At 65.8% G+C, this 17,485-nt stretch carries 16 protein-coding genes; 4 read left to right on the top strand and 12 right to left on the bottom strand.

The window, feature by feature from the left end; translation table 11 throughout:
* Positions 1-26 precede the first annotated feature (26 nt).
* Positions 27-1,358: a putative glycoside hydrolase family 15 protein gene (locus ACM6LU_RS14750; protein WP_414938223.1), complete on the bottom strand. Its 1,332-nt coding sequence runs from the start codon at positions 1,356-1,358 to the stop codon at positions 27-29.
* On the bottom strand, positions 1,340-2,665 hold the full coding sequence (locus ACM6LU_RS14745; RefSeq protein WP_414938575.1) for an exopolysaccharide biosynthesis polyprenyl glycosylphosphotransferase: 1,326 nt from the start codon (positions 2,663-2,665) through the stop codon (positions 1,340-1,342). The genes ACM6LU_RS14750 and ACM6LU_RS14745 overlap by 19 nt, the downstream gene beginning before the upstream one ends.
* A 448-nt stretch (positions 2,666-3,113) precedes the next feature.
* On the opposite strand from ACM6LU_RS14745, the gene ACM6LU_RS14740 reads away from it, so the two are divergent.
* Positions 3,114-3,920, top strand: coding sequence for a glycosyltransferase (locus tag ACM6LU_RS14740; RefSeq protein ID WP_414938222.1), 807 nt, complete (start codon positions 3,114-3,116; stop codon positions 3,918-3,920).
* 5 nt (positions 3,921-3,925) lie between these two features.
* The gene (locus tag ACM6LU_RS14735; RefSeq protein ID WP_414938221.1) at positions 3,926-5,248 is read left to right on the top strand and encodes an NAD(P)/FAD-dependent oxidoreductase; all 1,323 of its coding nucleotides are present in this window, start codon (positions 3,926-3,928) and stop codon (positions 5,246-5,248) included.
* On the opposite strand, the gene wecB is transcribed toward ACM6LU_RS14735, so the two are convergent.
* Positions 5,220-6,248 carry a non-hydrolyzing UDP-N-acetylglucosamine 2-epimerase gene (wecB, locus tag ACM6LU_RS14730; RefSeq protein WP_414938574.1) on the bottom strand — a complete coding sequence of 343 codons (1,029 nt, stop codon included), beginning with the start codon at positions 6,246-6,248 and terminating at the stop codon, positions 5,220-5,222. The two genes, ACM6LU_RS14735 and wecB, sit on opposite strands and share 29 nt — an antisense overlap.
* Before the next feature lie 452 nt (positions 6,249-6,700).
* Between wecB and ACM6LU_RS14725 the strand changes: the two genes are divergently transcribed.
* Complete coding sequence (locus tag ACM6LU_RS14725; RefSeq protein ID WP_414938220.1) at positions 6,701-7,483, top strand: lysyl oxidase family protein; 783 nt, start codon at positions 6,701-6,703, stop codon at positions 7,481-7,483.
* A gap of 246 nt (positions 7,484-7,729) precedes the next feature.
* Here the strand turns inward: ACM6LU_RS14725 and ACM6LU_RS14720 are convergent, their stop codons facing one another.
* The 7 genes from ACM6LU_RS14720 to ACM6LU_RS14690 form a co-directional block, all read right to left on the bottom strand.
* A complete protein-coding gene (locus ACM6LU_RS14720; protein ID WP_414938219.1) occupies positions 7,730-8,080 on the bottom strand; it encodes a hypothetical protein in 351 nt (116 codons plus the stop codon).
* Positions 8,081-8,392: 312 nt separating this feature from the next.
* Positions 8,393-8,749, bottom strand: coding sequence for a hypothetical protein (locus ACM6LU_RS14715; protein WP_414938218.1), 357 nt, complete (start codon positions 8,747-8,749; stop codon positions 8,393-8,395).
* 555 nt (positions 8,750-9,304) lie between these two features.
* A complete protein-coding gene (locus ACM6LU_RS14710) occupies positions 9,305-9,688 on the bottom strand; it encodes a VOC family protein (protein ID WP_414938217.1) in 384 nt (127 codons plus the stop codon).
* A gap of 38 nt (positions 9,689-9,726) precedes the next feature.
* The gene (locus tag ACM6LU_RS14705) at positions 9,727-10,722 is read right to left on the bottom strand and encodes a YihY/virulence factor BrkB family protein (protein ID WP_414938216.1); all 996 of its coding nucleotides are present in this window, start codon (positions 10,720-10,722) and stop codon (positions 9,727-9,729) included.
* 63 nt (positions 10,723-10,785) lie between these two features.
* Positions 10,786-13,062, bottom strand: a complete 2,277-nt coding sequence (gene katG / locus ACM6LU_RS14700) for a catalase/peroxidase HPI (protein WP_414938215.1) — start codon at positions 13,060-13,062, stop codon at positions 10,786-10,788.
* A 23-nt stretch (positions 13,063-13,085) separates the two neighbouring features.
* Positions 13,086-13,505, bottom strand: coding sequence for a Fur family transcriptional regulator (locus tag ACM6LU_RS14695; RefSeq protein ID WP_414938214.1), 420 nt, complete (start codon positions 13,503-13,505; stop codon positions 13,086-13,088).
* A gap of 89 nt (positions 13,506-13,594) precedes the next feature.
* Positions 13,595-14,785, bottom strand: a complete 1,191-nt coding sequence (locus ACM6LU_RS14690) for a zinc-dependent alcohol dehydrogenase (RefSeq protein WP_414938213.1) — start codon at positions 14,783-14,785, stop codon at positions 13,595-13,597.
* 152 nt (positions 14,786-14,937) lie between these two features.
* Between ACM6LU_RS14690 and ACM6LU_RS14685 the strand changes: the two genes are divergently transcribed.
* Positions 14,938-15,405 (top strand): SRPBCC family protein, encoded by a 468-nt coding sequence (locus tag ACM6LU_RS14685; protein ID WP_414938212.1) that lies wholly within the window; start codon positions 14,938-14,940, stop codon positions 15,403-15,405.
* A 362-nt stretch (positions 15,406-15,767) separates the two neighbouring features.
* Here the strand turns inward: ACM6LU_RS14685 and ACM6LU_RS14680 are convergent, their stop codons facing one another.
* A complete protein-coding gene (locus tag ACM6LU_RS14680) occupies positions 15,768-16,658 on the bottom strand; it encodes a manganese catalase family protein (protein WP_414938211.1) in 891 nt (296 codons plus the stop codon).
* A 28-nt stretch (positions 16,659-16,686) separates the two neighbouring features.
* Positions 16,687-17,142 carry a DUF4383 domain-containing protein gene (locus ACM6LU_RS14675; RefSeq protein WP_414938210.1) on the bottom strand — a complete coding sequence of 152 codons (456 nt, stop codon included), beginning with the start codon at positions 17,140-17,142 and terminating at the stop codon, positions 16,687-16,689.
* Between the last annotated feature and the right edge of the window lie 343 nt (positions 17,143-17,485).

Raw genomic sequence — 17,485 nt, 5'->3', positions numbered from 1 at the left:
TGGATCGTGTCATGCCATGCTGCCCACTACTTCGGTTTGACCATCACCACCGCGTCGGCCGCGGCCAGTTCGACGACGGCCGGCGGTGGCGGCGATGACGGCGGTGTGGACGACACCCACGAACTGACCGGAGCGGGCATGGAAGTCGTGGGGCGGATGGGCGGACTACCCGCGGGCACCAGTCCTTCGGGAGGCGTCACGGTCTGGGTCGCCGACGTCGGGTTCACCGCGACCCAGCCGCTGGTGAAGGTCCGGGTCCAGACGCCGTTCGGCTGGCGGCTCGCGGCGTCCACGGCTTCCCCGAGCCCGCTGCTCTGCAGTTTCGACCATTCGGGATCCCGGTAGTCGTCCGTGGTGGCCGGGGTCCAGCACGTCCGGGGCCCCGCCAGCAGTGCCGCGCTGGCATAGCCCGCCCGGTCCTGCTGAGCGGACCTTGTCCGGGTGACCAGCAGCAGCAACGATTCACCGAGCGCGGCTTGGGCACGCAACTCCTGGAACTCGTTGCCGCGGAAGGTGAGCAGGCCGCCTGCCCCACCGTTCTCGCGGAAACCGAAGTTCTCCTCCATGGCACCGCCGAACCGGGAGTGCGCCGTCCACCTCCCCGGCAGCAGGTGGGTCTCGGACACGTTCGGCACGAACAGCTTGCCCGCCTTCTGGAGCGCATCACCCACCAGTGACAGAAAGGCTTCGAGGCCGTCACGCAGCTTCCGGTCGGTTTCAGCCGCTGTCGCGGTGCCGGTGAGGATCGCCGACGAATAGTGACTCAACGAGTTGAAGTCGTTGTCGGCGAGGATGCCGTCCCAACCCTCTCGGATCACCTCTGCCACCACAGCGGACTTCCAAGCCTGCTGGTAAGCCGGGTCCCACACTGTCATCTGCCAGTGTTTCGGGTACCCCTGCCACTCGATGCGGCTGCCACGGGTGTCGGTCGCGAACCACTCGGGGTGCGCACGCTGCGCCGCGACATAGCCGATGCCGCTGGGCAGGAACTCCGCGTCCTCGCCACCGTTCACCGCGCCCGCGTAGTTGCGGGTACTCGACAAGTCCTTGTACACCAGGATCTTGATCCGAGGGTTGAGCTCCCGCAGCTTCCGCATCGCCGGGCCCTGGTCGGCGTTGAGCACCACGACTTCGTAACGCTGCGCGGCCAGTTTGAGGTCGCTGTCCGTCGGTGGCTGACCGATCCCGTACCACCACGCGCACGGCGCCAACGGTTTCGGCGGCGGTGCCGCCGAAACCTCGCCGGCTGAACTCGAGGTGCATCCGGCCACGCACCCCGCGGCCAGCACGAGCGCGGCGTACCCGGCGGAAAGCCTGGTCGCCATCGGGTGAGCACGCCTCAGCGCTGCCTTCGGCACCACAGTTCTCCCACCGTGAGGATGATGATCTTCAGGTCCAGCCAGAGTGACCAGTTGGCGATGTAATAGTTGTCGTAGCGTGCCCTGTCCGCGATAGACGTGTCCCCACGGAGGCCGTGCACCTGCGCGAGACCGGTCAGTCCGGTGGGCACCCGGTGCCGTGCCCAGTACAGATCGTGAACGGCGGAGAACTCCTCGACGAACACCGGCCGCTCCGGACGCGGGCCGACGAGCGCCATGTCCCCGCGTACGACGTTCCACAGCTGCGGTATTTCGTCCAAAGAGGTCCTTCGCAGGAAGCGGCCGACCGGACCGACCCGGTGATCCCCGGCCACCGACCAGCGCGTCTGTGAATCGTCCACAGTGTCCTGTCGCACGCTGCGAATCTTATAGAGCAAAAAGGTCTCACCGCCCACTCCGACCCGCACCTGGCGGAAGAGCACCGGAAACCCACTCTCCAGCACGACAGCCAGCGCGCACACCGCGATGACCGGCGCCAGGACGCCGAGCGCGGCGGCGGCCAGCACTGCTTCGAGCACCCGCTTGATCCGCCAACTGGGCCGGCGGGTCGGCGCGCCTGCCAACCACACCAAAGGATGACTGCGTAGCCGGTCGATCCCTGGTTTGTCCGGGCAGAGCGCGGACAAACGTGGCAAAACCAGTGTGACGCAACGGAGCCGGTGCGCCGTGACGGCGGCATCGACGATCGCGCTGTCGCTGTCCCTGGAATGAGCGAACACGACCGTGCCCGCGCCACACCGGACGATGGCTTCGGCCAGGCCGTCGCGAATCACCTGAACGGGAAGATCCTCGGTCCGCGCGTCCGAATCGGAAGGAACGAATCCGACCGGCAGCAGACCGAATTCGGGATGCCGCACCATGGTCCGGATCAGCTCACCGGCACTCTCCGCCCCTCCCACCACGATGGCGCGGTCACACCTGCGGAGCCGACGGCGTCCCCACCGGCCGATCGCGAAGACAGCCGGCCGAACGCCTTCGCTGAGCACGGCGAACACCAGCACGAGTTCTTGCGCGGCGGACATTTTCTGTCCGTGCGGGCCGGTCACCAGCGCCACGCAGGCGATCAGCGCGAACGCGACTCCGGAAGTGGCCACTGATCGCGGCAGGTCCTGCAGCCAGGAAAGCCACAGGCGACGTCGGTGAACCCGCCCGGCGAACCGCGCGCTCGCCAACGCCGCACCGGCGACGACCGCTTCCAGCGGGCCGGCGCCGGTCATCGCGGTCGCCACCAGCCATGCGCCGAAATCGACCGCCAGCAACAAGAACACGACGGCGTTGACTCGCATCAGCAAGGGACGCTTCCGTGCCGTGGAGGCGAGCCTTCGACGTCTTTGACTCGGCAACGCCCCGGCAGGGACCGACGTCCTCAATTCGGTCACCGGCCTCGGCCTTTCCGAAAAGAGCGGAACTGTCGCGTGTCGCACATCCCACATTTCATGGGTTCTTCCGCTACGGTCATTCCTCCACCTTCGGCAAAACTCATCCATTCGAGGTAAGCTCGGTTTCGCCGACGCATGCTTACTGTGCGTTTCAAGGCATAGGCACGATCGGGGAACATGGTGAACCCCTTTGAGCTACGCAGGTGAACGCCACGTAGTTGCACGCTTACCCCTCCTTTTGGGGGACCTCTGGCGGCCCTAAAGAAAGGGCACAACATAGCCGAATATGAGCTGACGGCCGAATTGAGGATGACGGCCGCGGATCGTATCGACTCGTCGAAGGGGACTCGTGGCAGTGGAGAAGACCGCTCTGGCCACCAGAGCGGAACCGGACCGGAAAGCGAAGACAGGTGGGCGCGCGCACGTGGTCCTGCCCGCCTTCAACGAAGAAGCGGCATTGCCCGCACTGCTCCGGCGGCTCGCCGAGGTGGCACTCACCGAACAGATCACCGTCTGGGTCGTCGACGACGGTTCGTCCGACCGCTCCGCGGCGGTGGCGGAATCCGGCTTCGGCGGGCTCGAGGTGCGCGTCGTGCGGCACGCGATCAACCTCGGGTTGGGCCGCGCCGTGCTGTCCGGGCTCCGCGCGGCGCTGGAAGACTCCGGCCCCGACGACATCGTCGTGGTCATGGACGCCGACGACACTCACGATCCCGGCCTGATCAGCCTGCTGCAGGCGGAAATCGCCGCCGGCTCGGATGTCGCCATCTGCTCACGTTTCGTCCAGGGCGGCGACGATCGGACCGCCCCGCTCGGCAGGCGACTCCTCTCCCGCGGGGCCGCGCAACTCTTTCAGCGCGCGCTCGCCGTCGAAGGGGTCCGCGATTTCACCAGTGGCTACCGCGCCTATCGCGCGACCTTGCTGACCAGGGCGTCCGACCACTGGGGCGAGCGGCTCATCGAAGAACAGGGGTTCGCCTGCATGGTGGAACTGCTGCTCAAACTCCGCCATTGCCGACCGGTGATCACGGAGATCCCGCTGGCCCTGCGCTACGACCGCAAACAGGGGCCGAGCAAGCTGAAGCTCCGGCGGACCATCCTGCAGTACGTGAGACTGCTCGCCCGCGACCGGCTCAGCCCGGCGCCCTTCCGAAAGCTGTGACCCCGGTGACGACCTCTCCCCCGCACGTCGCCGTGATCGGCGGCGGCATCTGCGGCCTGGCCGCGGCACACCGGCTCGCTCGCGACGGCGTCCGCGTGACCCTGCTGGAAGCCAGTGACCAGCTCGGCGGGCTCGGAAGTTTCTTCCCGTATCGGGACGGGTGGGTGGAGCGGTTCTACCACTGCGTCATGCCGACCGACGACGACCTTCTTCGGCTACTGGACGAATTGGGCCTGAAAGACTCGGTGCGGTGGCGCGAGACGACCATGGGCATGGTCGTCGACGGTAGGCGGCACCGGTTCAACTCAGCCCTCGACCTCCTGCGGTTCACGCCTCTCCGGTTTCACGACAGGGTGCGCTTCGGCGCGGTGTCGCTGTTGTTGCGGCAGCTGGGGCAGGGACGGGACCTCGACACGCTTCGCACCGAGGACTGGCTGCGCGGGCTCTACGGTCGCCGGGTGTGGGAGGAACTCCTCGCGCCGATGTTCGGCTCGAAGTTCGGTTCCTCCTTCGGTGATGTCCCCGCTCTGTACCTGTGGCAGCGGCTGGGGCGTGAACGGAACGTCTCGACTCGGGGATACCCCGACGGCGGCTACAAGGCGATCATCGACGCGTTGCGCGTGTCCATCGAGGACGCGGGTGGGACCGTCCGCACATCGACACCGGTCCATCGGTTGCACAGCGGGGCGGAAAGCAGCTCCCTCACGCTGGCCGACGGCGAGGTTCTCACCGTCGGGCAGGTGATCTCGACGGTGCCGCTGCCGATGTTGCGCGGACTCGCCGACGAAGAACTCGCCGCTCTCCTCCCGCGGACCGAACTCCCCTACCAAGGAGTGGTCACCGCCGCGTTCTTCCTTCGTCGTCCGTTGACCGGGCACTACTGGACACCGGTGCTGCGCTCGGGGACCGGGTTCGACGGAGTGGTCGAGATGTCCGCACTCACCGGCATTGAAGCCTACGGAGGCTCGCACCTCGTCTATGTCATGCGCTACACCGATCGCGCGTCAAGGCTCTACGCCCGCGACGCCGCCAAAACAGCCACACACTGGACGGCTCAGCTCATCGACCTCTTCCCCGAACTCACGCCGGACGATGTCGAGGAGGTGCGGGTGTTCAAGGCACCGTTCGTCGAACCGGTCTATCCACTGGGATATCTCGCGCTTCGCCCACCCACCACTGTGGACGGTACGAGCCTGCGGCTGGCGACCACCGCGCATGTCTACCCGGACGTGACCAGCTGGAACTCGAGCGTCAAGCTCGCGAACGACGTGACCGGCCGGATTCTCGACGGCACCGCGCTCATGCCCACGGGAACTTCGCCTCGATAGCGTCCACGATCCGGCGAGAAGCCGACCCGTCCCCGTACGGCGAAGGCAGTAGGCTGAGTCGCTCACGGTGGGCCGCGACGTCGGTCAGCCACGCCGCGGTCTCCACACCGATCAGAGGTCCAGGCGGAACCAGGACACCGAACAGACCGGAGATCTCGGGACGCTCGGTGCTCCGCCGCACCACGACCACCGGTCGTTTCAGCACGCTCACCTCTTCCTGGATACCACCGGAATCCGAGATGATCACCGCGGCTTCCGCGGCCAACGCGAGGAACGCCGGATAGGCCTGGGGTTCGAGTACCAGAAGCGGCTCCAAAAACCGGGTCAGGCCGAAGCGCTCGATACTCTTGCTCGTCCGGGGGTGCAACGGGAACACGACGGGGATCGGCAGCCCGCAGAGCTCGCGCAGGATCTCAGTCAGCTGCTCGGGATCGTCGACGTTCTCCGGTCGGTGGATGGTGGCGAGGACGTACTCGTCCCGGCGGAGTCCGCGAGCCGAGAGGACCGCGGCCCGGTCCCCCGCCGACGGGAGAGCTGCTTCCAGTGCCTCCACGACGGTGTTGCCCGTGACGGCGATACGCCCGGACGGGATGTTCTCGGCGAGGAGATTCAGCCGATTGAGGTCGGTCGGCGCGCAGCAGAGGTCGGCGACATGGTCGATCAGCACACGGTTGTGTTCCTCGGGCATGGCGCGATCGTGACTGCGCAACCCCGCTTCGACGTGCACCACCGGGAGTTCACGCGCGTTGGCCGCCAGCGCGCCGGCGAGCGCGGACGTCGTGTCACCCTGCACCAGCACCACCGGACGCGGGTACGTGGCCAGGACCTCGTCGACGGCGCTGATCGCCCGGCCGAGCTGCGCACCGCGGCCGGCAACGGTCACACCCAGCTCGTGAAAGCGCTTCGACGGTGGGAGATCCGCCCGGATACGTGAGTACAGCGAGTCGTCGTAGTGTTGTCCTGTGTAGACAGTCATGCAGTCGTCTCCCAAGTAGCGCATCAACGGCGACAACTTGATGAGTTCCGGCCGGGTCCCACAGACCAGAACGACACCACCGGCCGTCACGGCCCGGGAGGTACCACTGTGATCCGCCGCTGGTGCGCGGAGACCGGCGGAAATCGACATTCGGACATCCTTTCGGAGCGGGTTTGAACGCACGCTACGCACCGGACCCACGGCAATGGTGACAAGATCAATCCATGGTGTGATCCGGTTGTGCCTTCCACCAGAAAAGAGATTACTCGAATAGGGTTACCTCGTCGAAGATCTCAGCACAGAACGGGTCCCACCTCTTGCTCAAGAAATACCTCACCCTGGCCGCGGTAGTGCTCCTGACGGCCGCCACGACTTCCATCCCGACCTCTGACGCGTCACCACAACTCCTGTTGCCGGATCTCCGCCAGGCCCCACCGGGATGCGCCGGAGGGCATGCCGGCGACGCCCTGAAGTGCGTGGACTGGGACGTCTGCATGGTGATCGACCCGGCCGCCCCGAACGGCCGCTGCGTCCTCCCTGCCGCCGCGAAGGCCGTCCGGCTGCGATTCACCAGCTCGGAAGAAAACATCGGCGACGGGCCTCTGCTGCTTTACGGTCGACGCAGCGACACGACACAAGGGCGCATGACGGTCCGGCAGGCTCTTCGCAACGCCGCGGACGGTTCGATACCAGCCGATTACGACAAAGCACAGCGGCCCACGCGTACCTTCACCTACTACGAACCCGCCACGGATCACCAGCACTGGCACTTGATGAACTTCGAGCACTTCGCGCTGGTCTCGAAGCAGGGAAAGACCGTCGTCACCGATCGCAAGAACGGCTTCTGTCTCGGCGATCGCTTCCGGGTCGCGGACATCGGCGCGCTCGACCGGGTTCCGGGCGAATCCGGCCCTGACGCGGAACTCGCCCAGCGCCTGCGCGCGAACAAATGCCGCCACCACGAACCGGCCGCACTCGACGTGGTCGAAGGAATCTCCGTCGGAGCCGGTGACGACTACAAGTACGACGTCGACTTTCAGTGGCTGGACATCACCGACGTCCCGTCGGGGACCTACGACCTGGTCAACACCGTCAACGACGACCGGACTCTGGCGGAAACCGACTACGGCAACAACTCCTCGTCCATCGCCCTGTCCATCGAATGGCCGGACGGGAAACCGGGCCTGCACCAGGTTCTCCCCCGAGGTCCGGTCGTGAAGTTCCTCCGCAGTTGCCCTGGCCGGAAACGGTGCGGTTGACCGACTCGCAACTCAGGGAACGACGCCGTCCCGGATCGGATGACTCGAGTCGCGACGATGGCGACCTCTGGGCAAGCTTTCGATCAGTCGCTGTTCGGGGCGGCGAAAAGCGGTGAGGTCAGGCCGCCCGGACCGTGCCGGGAGCCTGACCTCACCCGCGTGACACCTCAAGGGGCATCATGTTTCGTCGCATAAAGAAGCCGCCGCGTGGAGGGGCTTCCACGCGGCGGCTGCTAACGGGATCGATCAGTTTTCTTGGACGGTCCCGCCGTCGACGATGCCGCCACCGGCACAGTTGTCCGGAGTGGCACCCTCGGCCTCGGTCTCACCAGGAGACAAGACCGGAATAGCGATACCCTCGGCGACGTCACGAACCGGGACCTGGACACCGAGCACGTTGACGTTGTTGTCACACACCCCGCCGACCACATTGAGATTGTGGACCACGTCCAGGTTCTGCACGTTCGCCAGACCGATCTGCTCATTGTGGTCCACCGGGTGACCCGCCACCGACACATTCGCCGCCGACGCGGACCCACCCACGATCGCCATCCCAGCCGCCACAGCGGTAGCCACGAAACCAAGCTGCTTGATCACAGAAAACTCCTCAGACAAACCCACCGGAATAACCAGTGAGGGAAATCCCGGCGGCGGAACTTCAGTTCGCAGCAGCCGGGGATATCGGTTATCGTGCATGTCACGCTGGATGGGGCCGGTCAACTCCTGGGCAGGACGAACCGGCCCCACCCGTGCCGGCGTCGCTTCGCGCCGTGACGTGCCCGGAACGTGGAACGGAGTATGCACTCTTTTCCACGTTCCGGGCACGCTTCACGACCTCGATGCGTCTCGCCGGACCCCTTGCCTCAGCCGACTTCCGTACACACAACGGGCGACCTCGGCAGGGAGCTACTAGTTGCCCTGCGACGTGCCACCGTCGACGATGCCACCGGCGGCGCAGTTGTAGGGGGACTCGCCACTGGCCTCGTGCGCACCCGGCGAAAGGATCGGCACACCAATGCCGTTCAGCGAGTCACGGATCGGCACCTGGACGCCGAGCACGTTCACATCGTTGCCACACACACCCACCACGGCGTTGACGTTGTGCAGCGCGTCGATGTTGTTCAGGTTGACCAGACCGACCTGCTCACTGATGTCGTGGCCGTCGTAGTCGTAGCGGTCGTCGGTGGTGTCGGCGGAAGCGACCCCACCACCGATGAAGGCACCGGCGGCCATGGCGGCCGCGACGAAGCCGATCTTCTTCAGCATGAATTCTCCTTGAGGACGTTTGCATCGAACAGGACGGCAGCGAGAGTGTGTTTTCGTCCCGTGTCACGGGAAACGTACTGATGCGAGCCGGTCTTTTCCACGCCGTTCCACCATCGTGTGGGTCCGGCGGCCCGTTGACCGCGTGATCAGTGGTCCGATCGAGTTACGCGCTTTTCGGCCGGCACATCGAACATTCCTGTGTCACAAGGACTCCGGATCCACGGTGACACCGGCCTCAGCGTGACCACGCATGCCGGACTGAGTCAGCGTTGCCGTTCCTTCGTTGGAACGCAAGAGATGTCGGGCGCGTAGGAAATGTGGACGCCGGGGCTCGCGCCGGGGACAGCACTGCTGGCGGCGTGATCGCACGGGAATCCGGCCGTCATCGCCTGACCGGTGACCTGGATTCGTAGCGCGCACTTTCTCGCCTCGATCCAGCCCCTGAACAGGACAGGCCGGCGCCTCGCGCGAACCGCCGACCTAGCACTCTGTTCCACCATCACCTGCGGTAGAACATCACTACCGGTATCGATCAGCCGTGGCGCTGACAGTCGCTCAGCTGCCCGAAGGCGCGTTGCTGAGGTCGACGACACAAAAGCGGTTGCCGTCCGGGTCGGCGAGAACGACGAAGTCAGGCTTGGGCGGATACCGGTCCCAACCGACGTCTGTGGCACCGAGTTCCTTCAGGCGTAAGACTTCTGCCGTTTGTTCGGCGGCGGTGTCGACGACGAGGTCGAGGTGGATCCGGGGGTACGGTTCGATCGGGGACTCGCTCGTCATCAACCCCAGCGCGCGCCCGGAGCCATCCGCGTGGACCAGGGTCCGCCAGCCGTCGCTCGCCCACTCGTCACTGGCCACCAGGTTCACCGCGGCAGTCCAGAACCTGACCGCCCGCGGTAGATCCGACACACCGATCACAGGAAAGCCGAGCCTGAGCATGCCTCCAGGCTATCCCCCGCCCCGGGTTCGCGGGAATCTCACTTGCCGGACTCACGCGTCTCGGCTGCGGCGACCTCGGCGGTCTCCTCGTCGTCCATCGCCTGGGTGTCGCGCGGCGGGAGGAACGGTTCGTCCTTGGCCGGACGGCCCGCCGCCCGTTCCTTGCCCCGGGTGAGCTCCGCGTTGAGTTCGGCACCGAGCAGGACGGCGATGTTCGAGATCCACAGCCAGACCAAGAATACGATCACTCCGGCCAGCGAGCCATAGATCTTGTTGTAAGAGGCGAAGTTGCTCACGTAGATGGCGAACCCGAGGGTGGCCGCGGCCCACAGCACGACGGCGACCAGGCCGCCAGGCGTCATCCAGCGGAACCGGGGTTGCCGCACATTGGGACTCGCCCAGTAGAGCACCGCGAACGCCAGGACAGCCAGTAGCGCGATCACGGGCCATTTCGCGATGTCCCAGACCATAACGCCGGTCGAGCCCAGCCCGACGAGATCGCCGAGTGACCGGGCGACGTCGCCCGTCGCGACGATCCCGATCGCGCAGAGGGCGAGGATGACGAGCAGCGCGAGGGTCAGGCCGAGCCGCAACGGCCAGGTCTTCCAGACCGGGCGGCCTTCGGGCATCGAGTAGATGACGTTGGAAGCACGCATGAACGCGCCGATATAGCCCGAAGACGACCAAAGAGCCGCCAGGACACCGAAGATCGCGGCGGCGCTGGCCAGTCCACTCGACCGGGACAGTTCCTCGATCGCGCCGACCAGGATCTCGCGGCCCTGGCCTGGCACGATCCGTCCGGCATTGTCGATCAGGGTCTGGGTGGCAGACGGCCCGAGAAGGCCGAGGATGGCGGTCAGTACGAGCAGGCCGGGAAACAGCGAAAGAACGCCGTAGTAGGTGAGCGCGGCCGCCCAATCCAACAGGTTGTCACGGTTGAATTGGACGACCGTCCGCTTGAGGACAGCCCACCAGGATCGCCGTGGCAGATCGGTCGGGCCGTCGGGTTCGGTGGAGTGCTTCGAGGCAGCCAAGGTGACCTCCTGGGTGGGGATCCCTTGGCATACCCCGGAACACCGCGGTGAAACAGTGAACGGTCAGGCGAGATCGAACCGGTCGAGCTCCATCACCTTGGTCCACGCCGAGACGAAGTCCGCGACGAACCTGTCACGAGCGCTCTGGCCGGAGTAGACCTCCGCGAGAGCCCGCAACTGGGAGTTGGAGCCGAAAACGAGGTCGACCGCGGTGGCGGTCCACTTCACCTCGTCGGTCGCCGAGTCGCGGATCTCGTAGACGTTCTCCTCGGACTCCGACACCTTCCACCGGGTCCCCGGCGAGAGCAGATTGGTGAAGAAGTCGTTGGTGAGCACGCCCGGCCGCTCGGTGAGAACGCCGTGACGGCTGTCCCCGGCGTTGGCACCGAGGGAACGCAGACCACCGACCAGGACGGTCATCTCGGGTGCGGTCAGGTTGAGCAGGTAGGCGCGGTCTACGAGCAGGACCTCGGGCTGGAGCTTCTCTTCGGCACGCAGATAGTTGCGGAACCCGTCGGCGCGCGGCTCGAGCACCTCGAACGATTCGACGTCGGTCTGCTCCTGGGTGGCGTCGGTGCGGCCGGGGTGGAACGGCACGGTCGTCTCGACACCGGCGTCGCGCGCCGCCTTCTCGACGGCGGCCGAACCGGCCAGCACGATCAGGTCCGCGAGCGAGATCTTCGCGCCACCCGCGTCGTTGAACTCGCGCTGGATGCCCTCGAGGACCTCCAAGACCGTCGCGAGCTGCTCCGGCTGGTTGACCTCCCAGCCTCGCTGGGGCTCGAGACGGATCCGGGCGCCGTTAGCCCCACCGCGCTTGTCGGTGGACCGGAAACTCGCCGCCGACGCCCAAGCCGCGGAAACCAGCTGGGCGACCGAGAGACCGGAGTCGAGCACCTTCGCCTTGAGCGTGGCGATGTCGGAGTCGTCCACGAGGTCGTGGTCGACGGCGGGCACCGGGTCCTGCCACAACTGCGGCTCGGGGACCCACGGTCCCAGGAAACGGCTGACCGGGCCCATGTCACGGTGCAGCAGCTTGTACCAGGCCTTGGCGAACGCCAGCGCGAACTCGTCGGGGTGCTCCAGGAACCGGCGCGAGATCTTCTCGTAAGTCGGGTCGAAGCGCAGCGACAGGTCGGTGGTGAGCATGGTCGGCCGGTACTTCTTGGCCGGGTCGTACGGATCCGGGATGATCTCCGGGGCGTCCTTGGCGACGTACTGCTTCGCGCCGCCAGGGCTCTGGGTGAGCTCCCATTCGTAGCCGAAGAGGATCTCGAAGAAGCGATTACTCCACTCGGTCGGCCGGTCGGTCCACGTCACCTCGAGACCGCTGGTGATCGTGTCGGCGCCCTTGCCGCTCCCGTGTGTGCTCAGCCAGCCCAGCCCCTGCGTCTCCAGCGGCGCGCCCTCGGGTTCCGGGCCGACGTGGTCGTCGGCGATGCCCGCACCGTGGGTCTTGCCGAAGGTGTGCCCACCGGCGATGAGGGCGACGGTCTCCTCGTCATTCATCGCCATCCGGCCGAAGGTCTCCCGGATGAAGTGGGCCGCCGCGCGGAAGTCCGCGCTGCCGCGGGGCCCCTCGGGGTTGACGTAGATGAGGCCCATCTCGGTCGCGCCGACGTCGGGCACCATCTCCGCGTCGCCGGCATAGCGCTCGTCGCCCAGCCAGGCGTCCTCCGGTCCCCAGAAGATTTCCTCGGGCTCCCAGGTGTCCTGACGCCCGAAGCCGAAACCGAAAGTCTTGAAACCCATCGACTCCAGGGCGACGTTGCCGGCGAGCACCAGCAGGTCGGCCCACGAGATCTGCTGACCGTACTTTTCCTTGACCGGCCACAGCAAACGGCGTGCCTTGTCGAGGTTGGCGTTGTCGGGCCAGCTGTTCAGCGGCGCGAAGCGCTGAGAACCGTCACCGGCCCCGCCACGGCCGTCATGGATGCGGTAGGTGCCTGCGGCGTGCCAGCTCATCCGGATCATCAGGCCGCCGTAGTGCCCGAAGTCGGCGGGCCACCAGTCCTGCGAGGTGGTGAGCACACCGGCGATGTCACTCTTGAGGGCTTCGACGTCGAGCTTGGCGAACTCTTTGGCGTAGCTGAAGTTCTCGCCGAGCGGGTTGGCCTTCGACGAATGGGCGTGCAGTATCGAAAGGTCGAGCTGGTTGGGCCACCAGTCCTGGTTCGTCCGCGGACGCCCGCCCGTCTTCGGGGTCGGCGAGTCGATCGCCGGGTTCTCGCTCTCGCTGCCGTGCGCGGTCACCGAATCGTGAGCCACCGGGCAGCCTTCAGCCGCTTTCCGGTCCACGCCCTGTGCGCTCGACGGGACCTTCTCCGGGGTGTCGCTCATTAACTTCCTTCCGAGGCGGATCATCACTGGACGGTTCGGCCGCAATCGGGGCAAAGACCCCAAAAGACGACCTCCGCCTCATCGACCACGAAGCCGTGGTCCGCCGAGGCGGTGAGACAGGGTGCATGGCCGACAGCACAATCGACGTCCGCGATCGCACCGCAAGAGCGGCACACGACGTGGTGGTGGTTGTCCCCCACCCTGGATTCGTATCGGGCGAGCGCTCCGGCGGGTTGGATACGCCTCAGCAGACGAGCGTCGGTGAGCGCCCGGAGCACGTCGTAGATCGCCTGATGCGACACCGAGGGAAGCTCGGCCCGCACCAGTGCGATCACCGCTTCGGTGTCGACATGGGGATGGTCACGGAGCGCGGCGAGCACAGCCAACCGAGGCCGGGTCACGCGCAACGAGGCCGCCCGCAGCTGCGCTGCGAATTCGGACATCACCAAGGATCCTAGAAGGTTTTCTGGAACGAGTCAAATCAAACTCGGCGTGCTGGTGTCGCGCTCGCCTCTTCCACGGTCCCGCCAGGTCAAGCCGCGGGCTGAAGGAGGATCTTCTGCGCACCGTCGAGCTTCTTCTGGAAGATTTCGTACGCCCGGGGTGCGTCAGCCAACGGCAGCTTGTGCGTGGCGAACCCTTCGACGCCGAGCGGGTCGTCGTCAGCGGTGAGGACCGGCATGATGTCGTCTATCCATCGACGGACGTTGGCCTGCCCCATCCGCAGCTGGATCTGCTTGTCGAACAGATCCATCATCGGGATCGGGTCGACCATCCCGCCGTACACTCCGGACAGCGAGATCGTGCCGCCGCGGCGGACGCTGTCGATCGCCGCGTACAGCACACTGAGCCTGTCGATGCCCGCTTTCTCCGTGAGCTTGGCCCCCAGCTGCTGCGGCAACAACCCGACCAGGTTCTGCGCCAGCCTGCCCACCGGCGCGCCATGCGCCTCCATACCCACCGCGTCGATCACCGAGTCGGCGCCGCGACCGCCGGTGAGCTGCCGGATGGCGTCGCCGATCTCCTTGTGGTCCCGGGTGTCGAGCGTGGTGGCACCGTGTTCGCGAGCGCGAGCCAGCCGCTCGGGCACCAGGTCGACACCGATGACCTCGCCGGCACCGCGGTGGCGGGCGACCCGGCAGGCCATCTGCCCGATCGGGCCCAAGCCGAACACCACGACAGTGCCATCGCGCGGGATGTTCGCGTAGTCGACGGCTTGCCAAGCGGTCGGGACGACATCGGACAGATAGACGAACCGCTCGTCCGGCGGGCCGTCCGGAACCTTGATCGGCCCGTAGTGCGCCTGCGGAACCCGCAGGTATTCGGCCTGTCCCCCGGGGACCTGTCCGTAGAGCTTGGTATAGCCCAGCAACGCCGCGCCCTTGCCCTGGTCGGTCACCTGGGTGGTCTCGCACTGTGACTGGAGGCCACGGGTGCACATGTAGCAATGGCCACAGGAGATATTGAACGGGACGACCACCCGGTCACCCGCTTTGAGCCCGCTGACCTCGGAGCCGACCTCCTCGACCACACCCATCGGCTCATGCCCCAGGATGTCGCCTTCGGTCATGAACGCTCCGAGCACCTCGTACAAATGCAGGTCGGAGCCGCAGATGCCGGTGGAGGTGATCCGCACGATCGCGTCCGTGGAAGCCTCGATCTTCGGGTCCGGCACCGTGTCGACGCGCACGTCGCGCTTGCCGTGCCAGGTGACTGCCTTCATGGTGCTCCCTCTTCCGCGTGCGTCCTGCCGAATGTCTACGGTTTCCCTTCCCCGCCGACGGCAAACCCACCGGAAGCGTGGTGCGTTTCGAGGACAGTCAGCCGGGTATCCGGCGGGCGGACAGAAAGTGGACCCGCCTCAGGAGGCGCTTGATGAGCACGATCACCAAGTCGGTAGATGTCGAGGCCCCGGTCAGCGACGTCTACAACCAGTGGACCCAGTTCGCCGAATTCCCCCGGTTCATGGAAGGCGTGGAACGGGTCGAGCAGCGCGACAACACCCACACGCATTGGACCATCACCGTCGCCGGTGTCTCCAAGGAATTCGACGCCACCATCACCGAGCAGCACCCGGACGAACGGGTCGCGTGGAAGTCCGATGACGGCCCGAACCACGCCGGTGTCGTCACCGTGCACCGCCTCGACGAGCACCACACCCGGGTCACCGTCCAGATGGACATCGACCCCGAGGGCTTCGTGGAGAACGTCGCCGACAAGCTCGGGATCCTTGACCGACGCGTCCAAGGCGATCTGGATCGGTTCAAGACCTTTCTCGAGAACCGCGACGGCGCCGAGACGGGCGCGTGGCGTGGCGACGTGTCTCGTCCCGGACAGTCCTGACCTCTTAAGACATCCTCACCAGAGCAGGTCGTTGCCCGACGGCAAAGGTGAGGTCGGCGGCCGATTCTCCCGACCCAGGCCGTTGCACAGATGTGGCCGGTTCCGTACGCCAGGAACCGGCCACATCTGTGCCACGCTCGCCCGACGGCGGCCAGTGGGCTGTTTGCTCAACCGACCGACCACCACTCGACCTGGGACCCGTTGACACGCGTTGTTACGCCCAGAGCCCTTGATGAAACCCGGAATGCTTCGACGGCATCGATGCCGTCGCTCGCCTGGGCGGCATAGGGGCCACCCGCCTCGATACACGGTGAGGGGTTCTTTCTCACGCTATCGCGAGAAAGAACCCCTCTGGCCGTCTTCTAGTTCTTGGCCTTCTTCTGCTTCACGGTAGCCTTGTTCTTGGCCGCCTTGGCTTTCCCCTTGATCGTTCCGACAGCGTCTTGCACCGGCGAGTAAGTCCCGTAGAGCGCGGGATCGGGTTTGGGAGCGGTGCCGGGGCCGCCGAGCGGCATGGGGTCGTTCAAGTATTCGATCTCTTCACCTTCGAAACTCCAGGCACCCTTGCTGCCGTCCGTTCCGTCGGACAGTCGCCACACGGTGTTGTTGTGCTCTTGGTTCTCCTCGTCGAACAACGCGTCCGGCACGATGGAACCCTCCAGCCCGTCCGCTTCGAGTTCTTCGATGGCCGCCAGCCACTGCTTCTGGTGCACCGTGTCGCGGGCGAGATTGAACTGCAGCATCGCCTTCACGCCGGGATCGTCGGTCATGTTGTACAACCGCGCCGTCTGCAGTCGGCCCTGGGCTTCGGCGGCGGCGTTCGCCCGGAAATCGGCCAGCAGGTTCCCGCTCGCCACGATGTAGCCACCATTCCACGGCACCCCCTGGCTGTTGCCCAGCATGGCGCCACCGCCCGCGACGATCGCCTGCTGCGGATCCATCCCGCCAAGGATCGCCGCCGTCACCGGGTCCTTGGCCGCCTCGGCGGTCGCTGTCGCGGGCGCGCCTTCCAGCAACCGGGCGACCATGGTGGCGAGCATTTCGACATGCCCGATCTCCTCGGTCGCCGTGTCCATGATCAGATCCTTGTACTTGCCTTCGATCCGGCAGTTCCAGCCCTGGAACAAGTACTGCATGGTCACGGTCATCTCACCGTAAGCGCCGCCGATCAGTTCCTGCAGCTTCCGGGCGTACACCGCGTCCGGCTTTTCGGGTTTGGCTTCGAACTGGAGTAATTTGGTATGACGGAACACAAGTAACCTCCGAAGAGAAAAAGTGGAATCAGCGGGAGTCTGCGATGGGCGCCTTGCCGCCGGACAGCGGTACGACTCCCAAGAGGATCATCAAGATGCCGAGCCCGAGGTGCAGCCAGTTGTCGGCACTGTTGACCGGCACGAAGTTGGCCGCCGACCCGTGGTCGATGAGCAGGCCGTACACCCACAGCACGAGATAGATCACCCCGCCGCCGACCAGAAAAGACTTCGCGCCATTGACCGTCCGTGCCAGCAGAATTCCCGCCAGCCCGAACGCGAGGTGGACGAGATTGTGCAGGATCGAAACCTGGAACACCCCCAGCAAGAGAGCGCCGGACTCGTGGCCGGCACCGCTCAACTGGTCGTAATTTGTCGTTACCCCGGGGATGAACCCTAAAATGCCGACAAGCAGAAATACCGTGCCTACAGTCATCGCGAAAAGCTGACGTGGGCTTCGCTGTACTTTGGTGGCCGATGCGGTCATGGTGCTCCTTCCGATACACGTGGAAACGGACGGGCCGGACACCCGAATGTCGTTCCGGGACGGCTTTCTCCAGCCCGGAACCGGGTGAACATGGTCTCGGGTACCCCGGACCGGGCCCCTCACACGGAACTGACGGGTGAGTTTGACCTGATCTTTCGAGTTGACGGCTCTACCGCCGACGAAGGGAGCCAGGGTGGATCGCGCTTGTTATGAATCACCAGGCACGGTTCTACTGTCAAGGCCTGAAAACGTGTTCACGTTATCCGGGCCTCGGGTCCGAGCCATCAAGGACCTAGAATCCCGGTGATCTCGTTCAGGGCCGGGCAGATCGTCCACGTGGATT

Origin of the sequence: Amycolatopsis sp. cmx-11-51, from assembly GCF_047608665.1 — a bacterium.
GTDB lineage: Bacteria > Actinomycetota > Actinomycetes > Mycobacteriales > Pseudonocardiaceae > Amycolatopsis.
The sequence above is the reverse complement of the archived record's forward strand: the minus strand, read 5'-3'. Positions and strand labels throughout refer to the sequence as shown.

Excerpts from the sequence above, each read along its gene's own strand:
- ACM6LU_RS14675 (WP_414938210.1), bottom strand. The coding sequence starts at position 17,142 with ATGACCGCATCGGCCACCAAAGTACAGCGAAGCCCACGTCAGCTTTTC.
- ACM6LU_RS14685 (WP_414938212.1), top strand. The coding sequence starts at position 14,938 with ATGAGCACGATCACCAAGTCGGTAGATGTCGAGGCCCCGGTCAGCGAC.
- ACM6LU_RS14715 (WP_414938218.1), bottom strand. The coding sequence starts at position 8,749 with ATGCTGAAGAAGATCGGCTTCGTCGCGGCCGCCATGGCCGCCGGTGCC.
- ACM6LU_RS14690 (WP_414938213.1), bottom strand. The coding sequence starts at position 14,785 with ATGAAGGCAGTCACCTGGCACGGCAAGCGCGACGTGCGCGTCGACACG.
- ACM6LU_RS14710 (WP_414938217.1), bottom strand. The coding sequence starts at position 9,688 with ATGCTCAGGCTCGGCTTTCCTGTGATCGGTGTGTCGGATCTACCGCGG.
- wecB (WP_414938574.1), bottom strand. The coding sequence starts at position 6,248 with ATGCGCTACTTGGGAGACGACTGCATGACTGTCTACACAGGACAACAC.
- ACM6LU_RS14695 (WP_414938214.1), bottom strand. The coding sequence starts at position 13,505 with ATGTCCGAATTCGCAGCGCAGCTGCGGGCGGCCTCGTTGCGCGTGACC.
- katG (WP_414938215.1), bottom strand. The coding sequence starts at position 13,062 with ATGAGCGACACCCCGGAGAAGGTCCCGTCGAGCGCACAGGGCGTGGAC.
- ACM6LU_RS14745 (WP_414938575.1), bottom strand. The coding sequence starts at position 2,665 with ATGCGAGTCAACGCCGTCGTGTTCTTGTTGCTGGCGGTCGATTTCGGC.